The organism is Roseibium sp. (genome assembly GCF_965229775.1).
Taxonomy (GTDB): Bacteria; Pseudomonadota; Alphaproteobacteria; order Rhizobiales; family Stappiaceae; genus Roseibium.
Genome location: NZ_OZ245929.1, coordinates 4,195,261 through 4,216,083, shown reverse-complemented (window position 1 = coordinate 4,216,083; position 20,823 = coordinate 4,195,261). Strand labels below are relative to the sequence as shown.

Genomic DNA, 20,823 nt, shown 5'->3' with positions numbered 1-20,823 from the left:
GTCAGTCCGCAGCCACCTGCGGCGCGCGATAGGCGCGCGCCGTCAGGGACAGGATCACGACGAAGACGAGGCAATAAAGACCCATGCCCATGATCTGGAGGTCCAGCGATACGCCGATGTCGATCAGCCAGCCAACCAGAAACGGTCCCGCGGCGGATGCGAAGACCATGATGGAAAAGGCCATCGCGCGGATCGCCCCCATGTGGCGCGTGCCGTAAACCTCCGGCCAGAAGGAGCCGACGAGCGTTCCGTTGAAACCGTTGCCGATGCCCACAAGCCCGAGAAAGACAAAGGCCGCGGCCTGCGCATGGACATTTGCCAGGACAAAGCAGGCGACGCACAGCGGCAAAAGCGTATAGGGCAGCAGCTTTCTTGCCGAGAACCTGTCGATCAGCGGACCGATCACCAGCGAGGCAGCCACCACGCCACCGGCCATGAACAGGAATGCGCTCACGAAAACTTCCAGCGACCAGCCCCGAAGCTCGACCAGATAGACCTGGTGAAACAGGATCGCCGTGCCGATGAACGCGGGGGCATTGATACCGCAGGACACGAGCCAGAACCGGGCATCGCGGAACACCTCGCCGCGCGTCCACTGCCTGCCCTCCACCTTGAGCGAAGCGACCTCCGCCCTTGACGGGATGCGATCCTTCGCCAGTAGCCAGAACAGGACGGGAAGCGCGACACAAACCAGCACCAGAGCGGCGACATACCAGGCCCCGCGCCAGCCGATCACGCCACTCAACAGCACGAAACAGAACGGGAAGATCGCCTCTGCTGTGGGAAAACCGAGCATGGCTATGGACACCGCCCTGCCCCGTTGCGCGGAAAACCACCGTCCCGCCGTGGTGACCGATGTATGGGTCATCATTCCCTGGCCGCACAGGCGCAGACCGTAAAAGGCCAGCGCAACCATCCAGACCGCGAAGGCATTCGCGAGGGCGACGCAAAACAGGGCAAAGCTGACAACGACGACCAGCGCGATCTTCTGCGCCGGAAAATGGTCGAGGCTCTTGCCGACATAGGGAAGCGTGAGCGCGCTTCCGAGGGTTGCCAGCATGTAGAGCATCCCCAGGTCGCCGTGGCTCAGGCCGAACTCGGCGCGCAGGTCACCGGCGGACAGCGAGATGAAAAACGTCTGGCCGAAACCGGAAAACGTGGCGAGCAAATAACTCGCGGACAGCCAGCGCGCATTGTCGCGCAGGAAAGCAAAGTAAGACATACACGCCAAGCCGATTGCCCGGAACGGGCCCGAAGGAAAGGGAACGGCTCCGGTTTGGCCTTAAGTGCGGTCCCGGAACCGGTTCGTGATGGGATAACGGCGGTCTTTTCCGAAATTCCGTTCCGTTATCTTGACGCCGGGAGGTGCCTGGCGCCGCTTGTACTCGGCAATATAGAGCAAATGCTCGATCCTGTGAATCAACGCCCTGTCGTGGCCGCGCTTCTCGATCTCGCTGACGGACATTTCCTCTTCGACAAGGCATTCCAGAATGTCATCGAGCACGTCGTATGGCGGCAGGGAATCCTGGTCCGTCTGGTTTTCCCTCAGCTCGGCCGTGGGAACCTTGGTGATGATGTTGGAGGGGATCACCTCCCCGTCCGGTCCGAGCAGACCCGGAAGCGCGTTGGCATTCCGCCATCCGGCCAGATGATAGACCTGTGTCTTGTAGAGATCCTTGATCGGATTGTAGCCGCCGTTCATGTCGCCGTACAAGGTGGCATAGCCAACCGACATTTCCGACTTGTTGCCGGTGGTCATGACCATGCGGCCAAACTTGTTCGAGACCGCCATCAGGATCACACCGCGTGCGCGCGATTGCAGGTTTTCCTCGGTGGTGTCCTCTTCAGTTCCCTCGAACAGTACGCTCAGCGCCGACCTGAAGCCTTCCACGGGTTCGGCAATCGGCACGGTGTCGTAGCGGATACCGAGCGCGGATGCGCAGGCGGCCGCGTCCGCGATGCTTTCCTCCGAGGTGTATCTGTAAGGCAGCATGATCGCGTGAACCCGGTCGGCACCGAGCGCATCAACGGCCATGGCGGCGCAGATTGCGCTATCGATCCCGCCGGAGAGGCCGAGCACGACGCCCGGAAATCCGTTCTTGTCGACATAGTCGCCAAGACCCATGACGCACGCGCGCCAATTGGCTTCGTCGAGGTCGGGCAGTTTCACGACATCGCCCGTTTCGCACGTCCAGCTTTCGCCGTCACGGCGCCAGTCGCTGAAAGCAAGCGACGTCTCGAACTGCGGCATCTGGAATGCGAGGGAGCGGTCCGCCTGCAGCGCGAAAGACCCGCCATCGAAAACCAGTTCGTCCTGCCCGCCGACCTGGTTGCAGTAAACAAGAGGCAGCCCGGTTTCGACGACCCGCGACACCACGACTTGCAGCCGCTCTTCCGCGCGATTGACCCAGTAGGGCGACCCGTTGGGAACCAGAAGCAGTTCCGCGCCCGTTTCCTCCAGGCACTCGCACACCTCGTCGTTCCAGATGTCCTCGCAGACCGGCAGGCCGATGCGGACACCCCGGAAATCGACCGGTCCGGGCAAGGGACCGGCGGTGAACACGCGCTTCTCGTCGAACACGCTGTAATTGGGCAGGTCGTACTTGTAACGGACAGCGCGGACCTCGCCGCCATCCAGCAGCAGCACCGCGTTGTACACCTTGCCGTCTTCGGCCTGCCAGGGTGTGCCGATCACGAGAGCCGGACCGCCGTCGGACGTCTCTTCAGCCAGTTCTTCAGCCGCTTCCATGCATTTGCGAACAAAAGCGGGCTTCAGAACCAGATCTTCCGGCGGGTATCCCGACAGGATGAGTTCGGAGCACAGCATGATATGCGCGCCGCCATCCGCGGCCTGCTTTCTGGCTTCACGAACGAGTTCTGCGTTCCCGGAAACGTCGCCGAGCGTGGGATTGAGCTGTGCGACAGCCAGTCTGAAGTGATCGGAAATCATGGAACCCGTTCCAGGAAAAGACATTCCTGCTGATGTAGCGGCAAGCAGGTCGCGTTGCAATATTTCAAATCGGAAGGCGCTTACGCGCCGCCTTCGCCGTCAGGCGAGCGCGACAAGACACGCCGTGTCAGAAGGATTGTGCACTCTCAGAGCAGCGCGAGACCGCTGTCGTCTTCTGCGGGGGGCTCAGCATCCGCGACCGGTTCGCCCGGTGGCTGCTGGGCATCGGCAATATTGAGCTTGCGCGTCGGTTTCTGCGAACCGAGGCCCTTGATACCCTTCGAGCGGCCGTGCATATCCTGCCGTTCGAGAATCTCGCCGATGTGCCGGTAAAGGATCGCCGGCGCGATCGGTTTGGCAACGAAGCCATGGACACCGATCGTGATGGCTTCCATGATCGTCGCGCGGTTGGCATGCGCGGAAATAACGAGGACGGGGATTGTGGAAATCACCGGGTCCCGGTCGCCGCGCAGGATCCGCAGGAATTCGCTTCCGCCGAACGGGTTCATGACCCAATCCAGGAGGACGACATCAGGCTTCCTGTCGACGACAAGCTCGAGCGCCTCCGCGCCATCGCTTGCTTCAAAGATCGAGCGAATGCCAAACCCTGTCAGAACAGAGCGCAGGATCGTACGCATATGCGGATTGTCATCTGCAATCAGGCAGGAAATTCTGGACAGATCCCACTTCTCGCGCACCCTTGCGTCTCCTCCGGAAATTTGCGGTTCTCCAGATATGGGGCGCGAGCGTTAAATGTGGCTTACCTCGTGCGAAATGACTGTTCAAATTACCTAAAAAAGGCGGCAAAAGCCGCCTTCTTGGTTAACAGTTGGTCACCGCTGGCCATGGAATTCTAGGCACTTGCGGCAATCGGTGCAGCCTGACGGCCATCGCGTTCCTTCTTGAGGTTCTCCGCAATCAGGAAAGCCAGTTCCAGAGCCTGGTCGGCGTTGAGACGCGGGTCGCAATGGGTGTGATACCGATCGCCGAGCTGTTCAGCGGTCAGCGCGTGCGCCCCGCCGGTGCATTCGGTCACGTTGCGGCCGGTCATCTCGACATGGACACCCCCTGCATGCGTGCCCTCGGCACGATGAACTTCGAAGAAGGATTCCACTTCCTTCAGGATGCGGTCGAACGGACGTGTCTTGTATCCGCCCGCCGTGATCGTGTTGCCATGCATCGGATCGCACGACCAGATCACCGACTTGCCTTCGCGCTCAACGGCACGAACAAGCTGCGGCAGGTGTTCAAACACCTTTTCCGATCCGAAGCGGGCAATCAGCGTCAGCCGTCCGGGTTCGTTTTCCGGGTTGAGAATGTCGATCAGCTCAAGCAGGCCGTCCGGCGTGAGCGACGGACCGCATTTCAGGCCGATCGGGTTCTTGATGCCGCGGAAGAATTCGACATGCGCATGGTCCGGCTGGCGCGTCCTGTCGCCGATCCAGAGCATGTGACCGGATGTGGCGTACCACTCGCCGGACGTGGAATCGACACGCGTCAGGGCCTCTTCGTAGCCGAGAAGCAGTGCCTCGTGGCTGGTGAAGAAATCGGTGCCGCGCATTTGCGGCACGTTTTCGGAGCTGATGCCGCAGGCACGCATGAACGCAAGCGCTTCGGTAATACGGTCGGCCAGTTCCTTGTACCGGTGGCCCTGCGGACTGTCGGTGATGAAACCGAGCATCCACTGATGCACCTGGTCCAGGTTCGCAAAACCGCCCTGCGCGAAGGCACGCAGCAGGTTCAGCGTTGCGGCGGACTGGCGATAAGCCATCGCCATGCGGCTCGGATCCGGGATCCGGCTGCCGGAACTGAAGTTGATGTCGTTGATGATGTCACCGCGGTAGCTCGGCAGCTCGACATCGTTCTTCGTTTCAAAGTTGGAAGACCGCGGCTTGGCGAATTGCCCGGCGATGCGCCCGACCTTAACAACCGGTTGGCTGGCGGCATAGGTCAGCACGACGGCCATCTGCAGGAACACACGGAAGAAGTCGCGGATGTGATCCGGATGATGTTCGGCGAAGCTCTCGGCGCAATCGCCGCCCTGGAGAAGGAAACCGTTGCCGGCGGCAACGTCGGCGAGCTGCTGCTTCAGCGCGCGCGCTTCACCTGCAAAAACAAGCGGCGGATACGTCGACAGGCGCTGCTCAACATCCGCCAAAGCCTCTTGATCCGGGTATTCCGGAACCTGCAAGATCGGCTTCGATCTCCAAGTCTCCGGGCTCCACTTCTCCGCCATTTTTCCTACTCCTACAGGACGCACGCGAATTCTCTCATGGTGGTGCGCCGTCCGAGACATTTTCATTGGTGTCCGATTGCCGCATGGCAGCAAGCGTGCGGCGTTATACACGCCGAAGGACGGTAACGCCACAGTTCAATCAGGCAATTTTCATCAGTGCCGCGGCAAGCCGGCCGTCATTGCGAAACGAGCGGTTAATTCCGGCCTTGACCGGGATCATGGCGGCGCCGGGTCTCGCGCCTCACCATGGCCTTGTGACAAGATAGGACAGTCTCATGCCATCTCCAAGACTGGAGCACAGCCACCGACCCGATGACATCGCGTCCAGGCTTTCCGCAAAACCGCAAGCCAGCTACCTCAGGGACTGGATCTACGGCGGCATCGACGGTGCCGTCACCACCTTTGCCATCGTTGCCGGTTCGGTCGGCGCGGCGCTTTCAGCCAAGACAATCCTGATCCTCGGCGTGGCCAACCTGCTGGCCGACGGTTTTTCGATGGCGGCGGCCAATTACAGCGGAACAAAGTCGGAGGAAGAAGACTACGCCCGTCTTCTGTCCATCGAGGAAAAGCATATCGACCTTGTCCCGGACGGCGAACGGGAGGAGATCCGCCAGATCTTCGGATCGAAGGGCTTCGGCGGCAAGGACCTGGACGACCTCGTCCGGCTGGTCACGTCGAACAGGGCGACGTGGATCGAAACGATGATGCAGGCGGAGTACGGGCTCAGTTCCACGGCACGGTCTCCGGTCAAGGCGGCCCTGGCGACCTTCACCGCGTTTCTCGTTTGCGGCAGCCTCCCGCTGCTGCCCTTTCTCGTCGGCTCCGGTTCGTCGGAAATTCAGACCACCGCCCTGACCGCTCTCGCATTCTTCCTCATCGGCTCCATCAAGTCGCGCTGGTCGGCAAAGTCATGGGTCGTGTCCGGACTGGAAACAACCGGCATCGGACTGTGCGCCGCCGGTATCGCCTATCTCACCGGCGCCCTGCTCCACGGGCTTATCGCCTGACGGTCACCGCCTCAGCGGCTGCGCAGCGGTAGATCGATATACGTCAGGTTTCTTGATGCGATGGCCGCGTCGATCACCTCACGAAGGTGATCCGGCAGGACGACCGCGCGCGGATAGGCAGGTTTGTGCCGGTCGCGAAGCACCGGTACATGCCATCCGTCGGTGGTATCGAGAAAGTGTTCGATCCCCTCCTCGCCCCAAAGGCTGAAAAAGCCCGCCAGGACACAATCCAGGTAGCTTTGCAGGATCGGATGCGTTTCCGTCCCCCAGCGATTGTGTTCTGCCGTGCCCACGAAGACGAAAAGGTCGCCCGGTCCGTTTGCCTGCTCCGCGTCGCACCGGAAGGCGCCGCCCACAGCTTCCACCTTGCGGTATCTCTTTTCCCGTTTTTCCAGATCCTTCAGCCGTGAGCGGGGCTCACGCACCATTACGCCCCTTATCTCACTGCCCGGTGCTTCGCGCACGCTCAGGGCACAGCGCCCCTGCCCATCCTCGCCCATTCCGCAGACCCGCCACTCGCGGACCCAGCCACGAAGCCTGCCTGGCGTCACCGTTGCACTGGCCGGGATCGTGTCGGCATTGACGAGAGAGCCATATCCAAAATATGTGATCGTCATTGAGTGCAGGTCTCAGATCTGTTTTTTGCCGACAATGCGAAGCCGAAGGTCATCATGATTGTTCCATCCCTTTCCAACCACGATGTCGCGGCGATGCGGGACGATACACCCGGTGTAGGGCAGCTGATCCATTTTAACAATGCCGGCACGGGGCTTGCCCTCGGGCCGTGCCTTGATGCCGTCAAGGCACACCTCGACCTCGAGGCGACGCTCGGCGGCTATGAGGCGGCCAGCGCGAACAGCGCCGGGATGGACGCGTTCTACACGAGCCTTGCCGCCCTGATCTGCAGCAAACCTCACGAAATCGCCTATGTCGAGAATGCCACGCGCGCCTGGGACATGGCTTTCTACGGTATCGACTTTCGCGAGGGAGACCGGATCATCACGGGCCGCGCGGAATATGTTTCGAACTACGTCGCCTTTTTGCAGATAAAACGGCGCAAGAAAATCGAGATCGATCTTATCGAGGACGACGCAAGCGGCCAGATCGATCTTGCCGCGCTCAAGGCCGCGATCACCCCGAAGACACGCCTGATCGCCCTGACGCATATTCCGACCTTCTCCGGGCTCATCAATCCGGCAGAAGATGTCGGCGAAATCGCGCGCTCAGCCAAGCTTCTCTACCTTCTGGATGCCTGCCAGTCAGCGGGCCAGATCCCCCTGAATGTCAGCGACATCGGCTGTCACGTGCTGTCGGGGACCGGACGCAAGTACCTTCGCGGGCCGCGGGGCACGGGGTTCCTTTATGTCAGCGACGATGTTCTGGACCAGATCGAACCGCCTTTCATCGACCTTCAGTCCGCCAACTGGCTTGACGACAACTCGTATGAACTCGTCCCGCATGCCATGCGTTTCGAAACCTGGGAGCGCTATGTCGCGGGCCAGATCGGCCTTGGCGTCGCGGTCAGTTACGCCATCGGCTACGGCATGGAGCGCATCGGCAACCGGATCTGCGCGCTCGGCGCACAGCTTCGGACCGAACTGTCGGCGGTTACCGGTGTGACGCTGCACGACAAGGGAGCCCGCAAGGGCGGGATCGTCACCTTCGCGGTCGACGGCGAAACGCCGGCTCAGACCCAGGCCAGACTGTCTTCGGCAAACATCAACGTCTCGGTCAGCAAGGGAACATCCGCGCAGATAGACCTGCCGCACAGAGGGCTTGATGCGGTGGTCCGGGCGTCTCTGCATGCGTTCAATACAGAGAACGAAATAGAACGCTTCGTTAAGACTCTTGGCAATTCGGCCTGAGTTTCAGCAGAAAATCCGAGGTTTAGAAGCTGACGTTAAGTTCCCTCTGCTATCCGGAGAGATGGATTAAGGAGGGAAATCGCCTTGTTCGAGCGCGACATGAATGCCGGCGCGGCCGGGGACACAGATACCGTGAGGTCGGCGACCGGACGTCAGATCAAGGTGTGGATCTACGGCCTTGCGGCGCTCCTGATCGCGATGTCTGCCGCGTCCCTGACATTCATTGCCCATCTTGCCTGGGTCGAAGCCGACCGGCGGTCGCTTGAAAGCGAAAAACTGCGCTTTTCCGGGAACCTCGACGCCTACACCCAGATGATAGCAATCGACCAGTTCGACCTCGCGCAATGGGACGATACGTTCACCGCGCTCCAGACCCCGGCGGATCGCGCGTTCATCAAGGATCAGCTTGTTCTCGATCTTTGGGAAACGTTTGATCTGGAAAGAACCTTTGTCGTGGCCACCGACGGCACGCTGATTGCCCAGGCCGTTGAGGATCACACCCGGTTTCCGGAAAAGAAAACGGAGGCTGCGCCGGTCCTTCGCCAACTGGCCGAACGCACGCGCGCGGCTTTCGAGGATAGAAAACGGCGATCGAACTCCGCATTCGCCGACTGGTACCTGCCTCAGTCGGTCCTGCTGGACGTATCGATTTCCGAGTTTGCCATCGTCGACGGGCAGCCCGCGCTTCTTGTCGCGGTCCCGGTTCTGCCGGACTATGGCGATGTCGATGCCAAAGACGATTACCCGGCTGTACTCATAAATGCCGTTTATGTCGACGAGACCATGGTCGCCGAGCTGAATGAAACCCTCGGTTTTCGTGATCTGCGCTACATTGCCGGCCAGCCGGAGTGGAACCACCCGACCAATCAGTTGATCCGGGCGGCCGACGGTACGGTGATCGGATACTTCCGCTGGGACCAGGAAAAACCGGGCCACCAGATCTGGCTGATGGCGTTGCCGCTCATTCTGCTGATGACGGTGATCATCTCGACCGTTGCCTTTGCCGCCGCCGCCAAAATCAGCCGCCTGTCATCGCAGCTTGAGGAGAGCGAGCGCAAGAACCATCATTTTGCGAACCACGATACGCTCACCGGGCTGCCCAACAGGCACCATTTCTCCGACCGTCTGGCCTATTCGATCGACAGTCTTCCGGACAAGGGATTTGCGCTGTTCGCCTGCGATCTCGACCGGTTCAAACCGATCAACGACACCTATGGCCACGAGGCAGGTGACAAGGTCCTGTGCGTCGTGGCCGACCGGTTCAAACGTCAATTCAGCGAAGATTCCGTTGTCTGCAGGATCGGGGGAGACGAATTCATCGTCCTTGTGACGAAATACGAAAGCGCGAATGAGCTCATGGAAATTGCCGAAAGCTTGCGGACATCCATGTCCGTTCCGATCGAGATCGGCGGCGGAAACAGCGTCCAGATTGGGGTCAGCGTCGGCATCGCCACGGCACCCGAGTGCGGGTTGAACGACAAGGACCTGATCCGGCTGGCGGACCTCGCCCTTTACCGGGCCAAGGAAAACGGCCGCAACACGGTCGAGTTTGCGTCGCCCCGAACCCTGCATGCGGGCAACGCGGACCTATCAACAGCCGCGCAGTCCAAGGCAAGTTAGGCTCAGGACTCATTAATTTGGTCTAATTGGCGCAACAAACGGCGATGAGCTGCAAGGAAAAGCGCGACAAGCGGGCTTCCTGCCCGGTTGAGCGGTTTGACGAAGCAGACAGAAGCCGTTTTTGCGTCCCTGAGGGATAGGGTGAATTTGCCCGGCAACGTCGTTGCAAATCTTTGGAAACCGGACGGTTTCCTGCAGCTATGCGCCTCGTATCCGAACAAATTCATCCCTACCAATTCGTCCAAATTAATGGGTCCTGAGCCTAGTCTGCCAGAATGCTAACTGCTGCTCGCGACAACTCGAATTGCGACGCTTCAGGGATACGCTCACACAAACTCAAGAACAATTTACCTCTTTTACTGTTATTCGCACCCGTTATTAATCAATTTGCGCCTTAATCATCTCTCAAGTCTCGAATGAAGACTAAACCAGATGTAGTAGAAGGCACGACCGCAACTTGAGCGAATTCCGGAGACGATACAGCGATCAGGCCCCCAGGCTCGCCAGACAGCATATCTCGCGTCTGGCGTTCGCGCTGGCGGCTCTGCTGATTGCGGTGACGTCGGTTTCCCTGCTCTTCGTCGGCTTCGTGGCAACCCGTGCCTCGACGCAACAGACCATTGCCAACGAAGAGCGCCTGTTCCGCAGTGTTGTCGCGGACCAGCAAATCACAATCGTCAGAGAGCAGATCGGCGTCGCCTCATCGGACCTGTCCGTCAACAGGCTGGTCAGGACCTTCGACCCCGCCTATGCCCGGGAAGCGTTCGACACGCTTTGGACCAACTACCGGCACGACAAGCTGATCCTGATTTCCGGCGACCGGCATGTGCTGGCGGAATCCTTCCAGGACTACACGCATATCGTGACACGGCCCCTGGCCGAGACACCGGAACTGGTGACGATCGTCGACGAGCTGACGACAAAATACATGCTCAACCGTGTGCGGGTTCCGGGCGGGTTCGGCCACCGTTCGCTGCAGGACCTTGACGCCGCCAGCTTTGCGATGACGGGTTTCGTGCGCATCGACGGGAAGCCTGCCCTCTACGGTGCCATGCCGGTCATTCCCGACCGATACGAGACGACACTGCCCGACGGCGCGCCCATGATCCTGCTGTCCGCACTTTTTCTCGACGAGGCGCTGCAGAAAAAACTGAATGCGCAGCCCGCGTTCCGATCCTTCGTTTTTGAGGAAAGCGTTCCTGCCCGGATGGAAGGACCGTTTCATCTGATTTCGGACGGTGCCGACACTCCGATCGGCGTTTTCCGCTGGAAAAGCGAATCCGCCAGCGCGTCGATCTGGCCGACGATCATCCCCGTGATCGCCATCTTGAGCGTCGCCCTCGGCACGCTTGCCTTCGGTATTGCCTGGCGGATCGGACGCCTGACGACGTCGCTGCAGGCGAGCGAACAGCAAAACCGCTATCTTGCCCTTCACGACACGCTATCTGGTCTCGGCAACCGGCTGTTGTTCAACCGGGTGCTCGATTCATCCGCGAAGGAGCTGCCGGACAAGCGTTTTGCGGTTCTTCACTGTGACCTCGACAAGTTCAAGTCCGTGAACGACACCTTCGGACATGCGGCGGGCGACACGGTGATCAAGACCATCGCGGAGCGGCTGAAGGCTGGTGTCGGGCGGCAGGGTCTCGTTTGCCGGATCGGCGGCGACGAGTTCATGGTCATCTACAGGAACGAGACAGCACGCGGCCATCTGAAGGCCCTCTGCGATACGCTGATTGCCTCGGCCCAGGAGCCCGTGTCGCTGAGCGACGGCAAACAGACCGCCGTGGGGCTCAGCATCGGCATCGCAAGAGCGCCTGAAGACGGCAGCGATCCGGAGCAACTCGTCGGCTTCTCCGATGCGGCGCTCTATCATTCCAAGGCGCTCGGCCGGAACTGTTTCTCTTTTTTTGCCGAGACGCCTGCAGCTGAAGGTGTATGGACAGCCGAACTCGGCGAAGCCGCGGACGCACCGCCGCCGGACCTCAAGAAAGCGAACGGTTAGAGCATCGGGCGATACGCCTCGACAATCGAAAACCGGACCCGTTTCCAGGTCCGGATTCCTCTGTCATGAAAGTCGTTTTCAGCCGCGCAGCTGTTCGGTCGGCTCGCGCATGGTCACGAGTTCCTCCGCCGCCGTCGGATGGACGGCGATCGTCCGGTCGAAATCGGCCTTGGTCGCGCCCATCTGCAAGGTCACGCCGAGGATCTGTGCCAATTCTCCGGCGTCGGGGCCAACGACGTGCACGCCCAGAACCTTCTGCGTATCGGCATCGACGATCATTTTCATGAGCATCTTTTCGTCGCGGCCGGACAGGGTGTGTTTCATCGGCCGGAAACTGGACTTGTAGATGTCCAGTTTGGGCGTGCGCTCCAGCGCCTGTTCCTGTGTCAGTCCGACAGTTCCCATTTCAGGCTGAGAGAAGACGGCGGTGGCGATCAGGCTGTGATCGACCGTCCAGGGCTTGTTCCCGAAAACCGTGTCGGCAAAGGCATGACCTTCCCGGATCGCGACCGGGGTCAGATTGGCGCGGTTTGTCACGTCACCGACCGCGTAGATCGACGGAACGCTCGTCTGCGAGTCCGCGCTGACCTTGATCGCACCGATCCGGTCGGTTTCGACACCGGCCTTTTCCAGACCGAGATCCTTCGTGTGCGGGTTGCGCCCGATCGCGAACATGATCTTGTCCACCGCGAGTTCCCTGCCGCCATTCGTGTGTCCGACAAGGCCGCCATCCTGGCGTTTCTCGATGCTGGAAAACGTATCCCCCAGAATGACCTTGATGCCCTTCTTCTCCATTTCCTGGCGGACGGTGGTCCGGAGGTCCATGTCGAAGCCGCGCAGGATTTCCTCGCCGCGGTAGATCAGGGTGGTATCGACGCCAAGGCCGTTGAAAATGCCGGCAAACTCAACCGCAATGTAGCCGCCGCCGGCGACCACGATACTGTCAGGCAGCTCCGCCATGTGAAACGCCTCATTGGACGTGATCACGTGCTCCATGCCGGGCACGGAATTGTCGACGTTCGGTGACGCTCCGACCGCGACAAGAATGTACCTGGCCGTCAGGGTCTGGCCGGTGGACAGCAGCCGAACCGTGTGCGGGTCCTCGATGACAGCGCGGCTGTCGTGCGCTTCAACGTCGGTGCGCTCAAGATTTCGGCGGTAGATCCCTTCCAGGCGCGTGATCTCCTGGTCCTTTGCCGCGATCAGCTTGTCCCAGGAAAAAGTGCGTTCGCCGACGGACCAGCCGAAACCCTCGGCGTCCTCGAATTCCTCGGAGAACTTGGAGGCGTAGACGAACAGCTTCTTCGGAACACATCCGCGGATCACGCAGGTTCCGCCATACCGGTACTCTTCGGCGATCCCGACCCGTGCGCCATGCGTTGCGGCAATACGCGCGGCGCGCACGCCACCGGATCCGCCGCCAATTACAAAAAGATCATAGTCGTAGTCGGTCATCTTCGCCTCTTTTCGCGTTTGCCTGCTCTCTGCTCCCGGAGAGTTCCAGGCCCGCCCCAGATAGGCGCTGCAGATCACCATGCAAGGCACGAACTGCGGCGACGCGTCGTCCCGCAGCTCCAGAACGGTGTTGTTCCAACGAATTAGGCCGCTTGCGCGGCCTGTTTGCCGGTTTCAGGCACCAGCTTCAATTCTTCGTGCAGTCGCCGTGACGCGCGGCAATCACTGCGCCTGGGTTCGTTTCTGCAGTTCCTGCTGAACGATCGTCACCATTTCGGTCGACGTCTTGTCCTGCCATTCGCGGGCCGCACCGACCGAAAGCTGCGTGACGCGCGGCAGCGTCTTGGTCAGCTTCTGTCCCAGATCCGTCTGGTAGAAGGCTGCCAGCTCGTTCAGTTCGTCTTCGGTGAAGCTGGTTGCCCAGGCTTCATAGACCAGCGTGTTCAACTCTCCACGCGTGGGTGCGAGGCGCAATGCGACTTCCTGCACCACCTCGATGATTTCCTCGGCGCGGGTCGGCTCAGCCTGGATGAACGCGGTCCGGGTCTGCTCTGCGAGAATGGGCAGAATTTCGTCGAACGGTTCCAGAACCTTGGTGACTTCGGCAACGCGCTTTGCAGCCGCCATGTGGCTTTCCGAAATCGCATCCTGCGCCACGGAAACGCTTGCGAACATGGCTGTTGCTGTCAATACGGCGCCAAAAACAGCTGCCCGCGGCAAAGCTCTCGTGAGTGTCATACTTCTACTCCTACGTGGCTGTCCGACAGCTTCACCGGACACCAAAACATCATAATTCAGGCAGGTACCACGGTCTTTACCCCATTCGTACCTGCAACGTAAGCCTTTGTTGCGAGCCCTATGAAGAGGCCGTGCTCAACGACACCGGGAATGTCAATGAGCTTCCCGGCAAGGGATCGTGCGTCTGGAATGGCCTCCAGGTGCGCATCCACGATGTAATGACCACCGTCGGTCACAAACGGATCCCCGGCACCACCTCTCAAGACGAGCTTCTCCGGCAGGCCCGCAGCCCGAAGCGTCTTTTCGATCGCGTTGGTGGTGGCCTTCAGGCCGAATGGCACCACTTCGATCGGCAAGGGAAACCGTCCAAGGGTGGCAACTTCCTTGCTGCCGTCGGCAATCACGATCATGTCGGCAGAAGACGCCGCAACGATCTTTTCCCGGAGCAGCGCGCCCCCGCCCCCCTTAATCAGCGACAGGCCCGCATCCAGCTCGTCCGCACCGTCGATCGTCAGATCAAGTTCCGGCAGTTCGTCGAGGGTCGTCAGGCGGATACCCAATTCCGTGGCGAGCGCGCGCGTGCGCTCCGATGTCGGAACCCCGATCACATCCAGTCCGCCGGCAACACGGTCGGCCAGCGCATGCACGAAAAACTCCGCAGTGGACCCGGTTCCGATCCCCAGGCGCATCCCAGGCGTGACGTCCTGCGCTGCCCGTTCGGCAGCCTGCCGTTTAAACTGATCGCTCATCCATATTCCTTCGGCCGCCGCCCGAGCGGATGGGGCGTGACCACTTCTTATTCTTGACCGCCGGGTGCTTAGCATGGCCGACCTCTCACGGTCCAGTGACATTCAGGGAGACGTGCGAGAAAGCCATGGACGGCAAGGGAATACTGAATTCATTAACCATGACTTTAGATTGATTTGCGAAGTTTGAGCCTACAACCTGGGTTTTGACATGCGCGGCAACACATGAACCTCTTCAAATTAAAGCAAAATCGGCCCGAAAATCTGATGCAGGAACACCCGGCTGCCGAATCGGACGCAGAGGAACCTTTCAGCGATACCGCCGATCCGCAAGCGCCCGAGCAGCTTGAGTTTGTTCTCGACAGCCTCGAGGATGATCTGCAGGTCGCCGCAAAGACCATCAACGTCGCCGCGGAAAACGTCCAGGACCGGCTGGTAAGCCAGATGGATACGCTGGAGAGGATCCGCCACGACACGCGGTCCCTGTCCGACCAGTCTTCCATTGCCGACGAAAATGCCTCAAGCCTCGCCTCCTCCATCCAGGAACTGTCGGCCTCGAGCAGCGAGATCGGATCCCAGGTCGGCGTTTCGAACCAGCTCGCCGACGAGGCCCGCGAAATCGCGGATCAGGCAAACGAAGGTGTCCTGGAACTGAAGAACGCAATCGATGACATTGCAAATGTCGTCAGCCTTATTTCCGACATTGCCAAACAGACCAACCTGCTGGCCCTGAACGCGACCATTGAAGCAGCCCGGGCTGGTGAGGCCGGCAGAGGCTTCTCGGTGGTTGCCAGCGAGGTCAAGTCGCTGTCGGTCGAAACCCAGTCGGCCACGGAACAGATTGTCACGAATATCGAGAAACTGAACCTGTCCGCGGAGCACAGCCTCGGTTCCGTGAACCGGATCATCGAGGTCATCGGCAAGATCAGACCGAGCTTTTCGGCCGTTGAGGACGCCGTGCGCTCCCAGGTTGACACGACCAACCTCATCGGTGAACAGGCCAACAAGACCGCCGAATTCGCTCAAATCGTGGTGCAGAAGGCGCAGGCGATCACCGACAGCGCCGCTTCTGCAGAAGAAGGCGGAACGCGCGCGAGAGAGACCGGCTCGCAAATGAGCGTCGCGTCGAAAAGCCTCCAGAGCCGCTTCACGATGATGATCCGGCAAACCGAACTGGGCAACAGGCGCAGGCACGACCGGTTGCCGGTGAAACTTTCGGGCTCCATTTCCAACGGCAGCGCGTCGGCGCGTGGCGAAACCCTCGATATTTCCGAAGGCGGGTGCCTCTTCAAGGCTTCCGAAAACGTCACGCTTCGTCCGAACGACCTGCTGCAGATCGAACTGAGCGGGCTTGGCAAGGTCACGGCGCGGCTGGCGGCCGTTTCCGAAAACGGTTTTCACTGCTGCTTCCAGGATCCCGACCCGGCCTTCGAGAGCGCTTTGCACGCAAAGATCGCCTCCATTCACGAAAGTCATGCGCGCGAAGTCGACTGCGCCCAGAGCGGAGCTTCACGGATTGCAGCGGCGATGCAGGGCCTCATTTCGAACCGCATCATGACGATGGATGATCTCTTCGATACCGACTACACGCCGATCGAAGGAACCAACCCGCAGCAGGTTTCAACACGCGCCCTGCGCCACCTTGAAACCGTCATCCCGGAAATACAGGAAGAAATCCTCGCGGACGGCAAACCGCATGGCATGGCCTTCTGCGCCTCGGTCGATCGAAACGGCTATCTGCCGGTTCACAATCTCGTCTTCTCGAACCCGCAACGCCCTGACGACCCGGTCTGGAACACGGCGAACTGCCGCAACAAGCGCATCTTCGACGACCGCGCGGGCCTGAGCGCGGCCAGAAACACGCGGCCTTTCCTCATCCAGTCCTACGCCCGCGACATGGGTGGCGGCAACGTCGTCTGGATGAAGGAAGTCGACGCACCGATCCTCATCGACGGCCGTCACTGGGGCGGTTTCCGCACGGCGTACAAGCTCTGACCGGCTGTCAGAGCATTTTCCGACCAATTTGGATCATTTGACCGAGGCCCTATTTCGCGCTGGCGAGACGGTTCGCCCGCCATGGTGTTTCCCACCACTAGTGCGGTGAATTTGATGTTCGCATCATTGCTGCAGCAGTCTCCGAAGCGAACTTCAAATTCGTAGACCGCACTAGAAACATAGACTTGCTAGTCACCTTCTTGAATCTGAAGTTCGTTCGAAGCCCGCTGCAAAATGAGTTGAACTTCAGATTCAGGTGACTAGGGTGGACGAACGATGCCAGAGCGGAAAAGGGCCCGGCCAATCTTGATGTTTGTCGCTAGAATGCGTTCCACAAAGGGTGAGAATATCCAGCCCATCGGCTGCGTTGTGCCACTTGCACGATGCACCGCATCGCGCTTCGTGACCCGCCTGGCCGAGTGAACCGGATATCCTCATCAAATGATCCAAATTGGTCGGAAAATGCTCTAACGCTTGCCCTCTCCTCACCTTTGCGGTTAGGAAGCGCTTCATCATCCTTGACCGAGGGTCTCATGTCCGTACTCGTATTTGATCTCGACGGCACGCTGGTGTCGTCGATGGAAGATCTTGTCGCCACGCTCAATGTCGTTCTCACCGCGAACGGCCACGCGGCGGTCCCTCAGGAAAAGGTCGTCCACATGGTCGGCATGGGGGCCAAGGTGCTGCTGCAGCGCGGACTGGAACACAATGACGTCCGCTGGACCGAGGAGATGGTGCTGCCGCTCTATCAGCAGTTCCTCGATCACTACGCCGCCAACATCGCCGTTCACACACGCGCCTTCGATGGCGTTGTTCCCTCGCTGGAGCGTTTCAGAGGCGAAGGATGGAAACTCGCGGTGTGCACCAACAAGGCGGAACGGCTTACCCTGCCGCTTCTCGAGGCCCTTGATCTTGCGAAATATTTCGATGCGGTCGTTGGTGGCGATACGTTCAGCGTATCCAAACCCGATGCCGAACCCGTACACGGTGCCATCGCGCGCGCCGGCGGATCGATCGAAGGGTCCGTCATGATCGGCGACAGCGGCACGGACATCAGCGCCGCGCGCAACGCGGGCATTCCGGTTGTCGCGGTCGATTTCGGCTACACGCCCGTGCCAGTCAGCGAACTCGGGCCGGACAGGGTCATCTCGCATTTTGACGAGCTGGCCGAGGCGATTGCCGGCGTAACCCGTGCCTGACAGCGCGGAAGGTGCCTGACTTCGCAACAAAGGCACCCCGGTACCGATCATTTCCTGCCTGTTCGAATCGCAATTCTGTAAATGAAGCATCCGCTGCGGTGTCTAGCCGAGGCTGTCAACCGCCGAAGCAAGTTTCACGAGATCGGCAGCGTAGAACCCCGCTGCGTTGATGCAGTTGGTCTCCAGCATCTTTAGTCCGTGTTCCGTCCGGCAGACGTCAAGCACATAGGCCCGGGAATATCCGGGATTGCAAGCGACCAACTGCCCGGCGAAATCCAGTGCGTCCTCATCAATCTCCTGGCGATACACAACCCGTTGGCCTTCCTTGTAAAGCGACCAGGTGACAACACGACCGTCGACGACCCAGATCCGCCATTCGCGGAGAATACGGGCCGGCTTGGTGAGCATCAGTAACGTGTCGTGGCGCAGAGAACCATCCGGGATATCTGCTTGGTTCACGGTCAGTACCTTGTTTGCAAGGTTTATGATCTCACCGCTTGATTTCACATTGCCTGGCTCTTCCTTGCTGTCGTCGACCGGCCGCAAGAACCAGAGCTTGCCATCGTCAGGCAATTGTCCGGGGATTTCGCTCAACCTCAGGAACACCGCATCGGCCCCGTTCAACAAAAACGGATGCCATGCTGTCTCGTGAACAAACGGAGGGATCTTGAACACTCCCGGAGATAAAGCCATCTTCTCCGCGTAGCGCCACAGTGAATATGAACCGAACATGACGACCGAAGACGGGTTGATGATCTCCGGTTCGGGAACAAGCTCACCAACAAACGGGACAACCTTGTGCCACGTGTAGGATATCTTCAATCGGTCAAGCGCGTTAGCGAGCTTTTGTGTGTCTTGAAAATCTTGCAGCAGCCATTGCATTTCGAATTTCGCTCGTCAAACCTTAGTTCTTAATTGTTCATCTGATAACACCGGCAAAAGCTGTCTGCAGCCTTGAATGCAGTCGGTCGCCTTGTCGCTGACGCAGCGACGCGCCTTACAGCACCACTTTCAGTTCTTGTCGCCGGACTATCCCCAGCGTATTTGCGCTGCCGGATGCGCAGACCTGCGCAGGCGCAAGAGTGGCTGATATGCTCGCTTGAACATGATTCCAACGGGATTGACTGAGATGGCAACGCAGACGGCGCCAAATCCTACGCGCGAGAAGATGCTCAAGGGGCTGGGCTATCAGAAGTCCGGCGAGATCGAAAAGGCGCAGCGCTGCTACAAGCAGGTTCTGAAGAAGCTCCCGAACAACCCCGACGCACTTCATCTTCTCGGCGTCACATACCGGCAGCTTGGCTATCCGAAGCGGGCGATCGAATACATACAAAAGGCAATTGCCGTGAACCCCAACCAGGCACCGTTCTATGCGAACCTGGCCCGGGCGATGATGGATGTCGGCACCGACGCGGAGAGTATGCTGGCGGTCTCTGAAAAAGCGCTGTCCCTCAATCCGCAGGAAAAGGAAGCGCTCAACATCAGGGGGATCGCTCTCACCCGCCTCAAACGGACGGAAGAAGCGGAAGAGATTTTTCAGCAGCTGCTTGTCACGTATCCCGATTTCGGGGATGCCTACCGCAATTACGGCCTGCTGCTGAGAGAGAACGAGGATTTCAAAAAGGCACTCGCCTTCTTTCACAGAGCCGTTCAACTCAACCCGGACAATCCCGAAAACTACATCGAAAGATCACGTTGCCGCCTCAAACAGAAAGATTTCAAGGTTGCCGAGGCGGAACTTGCCGATGCACTGGAGCGCTTTCCCGACCATGCCGAGCTCAAACATGAGACCGCACGGCTGCTCTTTTCAATCTCCCGAACCGATGTGGGCGTGAAATACGCGGAAGAAGCCGTTGCAGAGAACCCCAAAAACTATCACCGGCTCGTTACGCTCGCCGTCCAGTATCTCATGCTGGGACGCGGCCGAGAATCTGTCGACACGTTCCTGAAAGCAAAGAAACTGGCTCCGGAAGGAGCAGCCGGAATAGACTGGAACCTCTCTCTTGCCTATCTCTCCATTGGTGATCTGACCAATGGTTGGGCGCTTCACGACGCCCGCTTCGGCGATGAGAATTCCACGTCAAACAAACGAAAATTCGATGTTCCGGAATGGGGCGGCGAAGACATTTCCGGCAAGACCGTGCTCGCGTGGTGCGATCAGGGCCTCGGGGACGCCCTGCGAGGCTGCACGATGCTGCATGAACTGATCGAGCGGGCCGGAAAAGTCATTCTGGAAGTCGCCCCGAAGTCCGTGCCGTGGTTTCAAAGCTCGTTCCCGAAGGCCGCCGTTCGGGCGGCTCAAGTCAACTCGGACCTTACAACCGACCTGGACGACTTCGACCTCACCGCAAATCTTGTCGACATTGCCAAATTCTTCCGTCCGGATTTCCAGTCATTCCGTAACGCAAGAACCCCGGCATTTTCCTTCGACATTGAACTCGCGCACACGTTTTTTGAACGCCTGAAAGGCAAAGCGGACAAACCGATTGTCGGCATCGGATGGCGGTCACGGAACCTGGAAGTATACCGCGCACGCTACTATCTCTCCGCTCCCGAGTTCTTTCCGATCATCGACATGGAAGATGTCACTTTCGTCAACCTGCAATATCTCAGTGCCTTGAAGGAGATCAAATTCTTCGAGGCCAAATCGAAGGGAGCGTTCGTCAATTTCGAGGATGTCGATCTGTTCGATGACCTGGAAGCGGCAGCAGCCTTGACCGCCTGCTGCGACCTCGTTGTCTCGGCCAATGTCAGCGTCACGGAAATCTCGGGCGTTCTCGATGTTCCGACCATTCGCTTCGGACCTCAGGAATCAGCGCTGCTGCTTGGTCAGAAGAATGTTCCCTGGCATCCGTCGACAACCTACCTGCGCATGGATGAAAACAAGCTTGCCGTCGATATGGTTCCGACAATCAGGCAAACGCTCGAGGAGCATCTCAGCACCTTCGACCCGTCACGGCGGAACAAACGGCTGCAACTCGAAACTGTTGCCGGCTGACAGAGCAGAGCA

The 20,823-nt window shown here is 59.5% G+C and carries 16 protein-coding genes; 7 read left to right on the top strand and 9 right to left on the bottom strand.

What is annotated here, in order from left to right; all coding sequences use genetic code 11:
• Position 1: 1 nt before the first annotated feature.
• The 4 genes from ACO07N_RS19000 to ACO07N_RS18985 form a co-directional block, all read right to left on the bottom strand.
• Positions 2-1,222, bottom strand: a complete 1,221-nt coding sequence (locus ACO07N_RS19000; RefSeq protein WP_421982527.1) for an MFS transporter — start codon at positions 1,220-1,222, stop codon at positions 2-4.
• Positions 1,223-1,282: 60 nt separating this feature from the next.
• The gene (locus ACO07N_RS18995) at positions 1,283-2,950 is read right to left on the bottom strand and encodes an NAD+ synthase (RefSeq protein WP_421982526.1); all 1,668 of its coding nucleotides are present in this window, start codon (positions 2,948-2,950) and stop codon (positions 1,283-1,285) included.
• 146 nt (positions 2,951-3,096) lie between these two features.
• Complete coding sequence (locus tag ACO07N_RS18990; protein WP_421982525.1) at positions 3,097-3,648, bottom strand: response regulator; 552 nt, start codon at positions 3,646-3,648, stop codon at positions 3,097-3,099.
• A gap of 155 nt (positions 3,649-3,803) precedes the next feature.
• Entirely contained in the window at positions 3,804-5,186 is a 1,383-nt protein-coding gene (locus tag ACO07N_RS18985; protein ID WP_421982524.1) for a class II 3-deoxy-7-phosphoheptulonate synthase, read from the bottom strand.
• 275 nt (positions 5,187-5,461) lie between these two features.
• Here ACO07N_RS18985 and ACO07N_RS18980 point away from each other — a divergent pair, with 275 nt between their 5' ends.
• Positions 5,462-6,193: a VIT1/CCC1 transporter family protein gene (locus ACO07N_RS18980; protein WP_421982523.1), complete on the top strand. Its 732-nt coding sequence runs from the start codon at positions 5,462-5,464 to the stop codon at positions 6,191-6,193.
• A gap of 11 nt (positions 6,194-6,204) precedes the next feature.
• Here ACO07N_RS18980 and ACO07N_RS18975 read toward each other — a convergent pair whose 3' ends face one another.
• Positions 6,205-6,810 (bottom strand): gamma-glutamylcyclotransferase family protein, encoded by a 606-nt coding sequence (locus ACO07N_RS18975; protein WP_421982522.1) that lies wholly within the window; start codon positions 6,808-6,810, stop codon positions 6,205-6,207.
• Between the two features lie 54 nt (positions 6,811-6,864).
• Here ACO07N_RS18975 and ACO07N_RS18970 point away from each other — a divergent pair, with 54 nt between their 5' ends.
• From ACO07N_RS18970 to ACO07N_RS18960, 3 genes are all read left to right on the top strand, one after another.
• Positions 6,865-8,058 (top strand): aminotransferase class V-fold PLP-dependent enzyme, encoded by a 1,194-nt coding sequence (locus ACO07N_RS18970; protein WP_421982521.1) that lies wholly within the window; start codon positions 6,865-6,867, stop codon positions 8,056-8,058.
• An 84-nt stretch (positions 8,059-8,142) separates the two neighbouring features.
• Positions 8,143-9,678 (top strand): diguanylate cyclase domain-containing protein, encoded by a 1,536-nt coding sequence (locus ACO07N_RS18965; protein WP_421982520.1) that lies wholly within the window; start codon positions 8,143-8,145, stop codon positions 9,676-9,678.
• A 457-nt stretch (positions 9,679-10,135) separates the two neighbouring features.
• Complete coding sequence (locus ACO07N_RS18960) at positions 10,136-11,680, top strand: diguanylate cyclase domain-containing protein (protein ID WP_421982519.1); 1,545 nt, start codon at positions 10,136-10,138, stop codon at positions 11,678-11,680.
• A 78-nt stretch (positions 11,681-11,758) separates the two neighbouring features.
• Here ACO07N_RS18960 and gor read toward each other — a convergent pair whose 3' ends face one another.
• The 3 genes from gor to rpiA form a co-directional block, all read right to left on the bottom strand.
• Positions 11,759-13,135, bottom strand: a complete 1,377-nt coding sequence (gene gor / locus ACO07N_RS18955) for a glutathione-disulfide reductase (protein WP_421982518.1) — start codon at positions 13,133-13,135, stop codon at positions 11,759-11,761.
• Between the two features lie 222 nt (positions 13,136-13,357).
• Positions 13,358-13,873, bottom strand: coding sequence for a DUF2059 domain-containing protein (locus ACO07N_RS18950; protein ID WP_421982517.1), 516 nt, complete (start codon positions 13,871-13,873; stop codon positions 13,358-13,360).
• 56 nt (positions 13,874-13,929) lie between these two features.
• On the bottom strand, positions 13,930-14,622 hold the full coding sequence (gene rpiA, locus ACO07N_RS18945; protein ID WP_421982516.1) for a ribose-5-phosphate isomerase RpiA: 693 nt from the start codon (positions 14,620-14,622) through the stop codon (positions 13,930-13,932).
• Positions 14,623-14,886: 264 nt separating this feature from the next.
• Here rpiA and ACO07N_RS18940 point away from each other — a divergent pair, with 264 nt between their 5' ends.
• Together ACO07N_RS18940 and gph are read left to right on the top strand one after the other, a co-directional pair.
• Positions 14,887-16,614 (top strand): methyl-accepting chemotaxis protein, encoded by a 1,728-nt coding sequence (locus ACO07N_RS18940; RefSeq protein WP_421982515.1) that lies wholly within the window; start codon positions 14,887-14,889, stop codon positions 16,612-16,614.
• 533 nt (positions 16,615-17,147) lie between these two features.
• Positions 17,148-17,813 carry a phosphoglycolate phosphatase gene (gene gph / locus ACO07N_RS18935; protein ID WP_421982514.1) on the top strand — a complete coding sequence of 222 codons (666 nt, stop codon included), beginning with the start codon at positions 17,148-17,150 and terminating at the stop codon, positions 17,811-17,813.
• Positions 17,814-17,915: 102 nt separating this feature from the next.
• Here the strand turns inward: gph and ACO07N_RS18930 are convergent, their stop codons facing one another.
• A complete protein-coding gene (locus ACO07N_RS18930; protein ID WP_421982513.1) occupies positions 17,916-18,695 on the bottom strand; it encodes an ATP-grasp domain-containing protein in 780 nt (259 codons plus the stop codon).
• A 247-nt stretch (positions 18,696-18,942) separates the two neighbouring features.
• On the opposite strand from ACO07N_RS18930, the gene ACO07N_RS18925 reads away from it, so the two are divergent.
• Complete coding sequence (locus tag ACO07N_RS18925) at positions 18,943-20,811, top strand: tetratricopeptide repeat protein (protein ID WP_421982512.1); 1,869 nt, start codon at positions 18,943-18,945, stop codon at positions 20,809-20,811.
• Positions 20,812-20,823 lie beyond the last annotated feature (12 nt).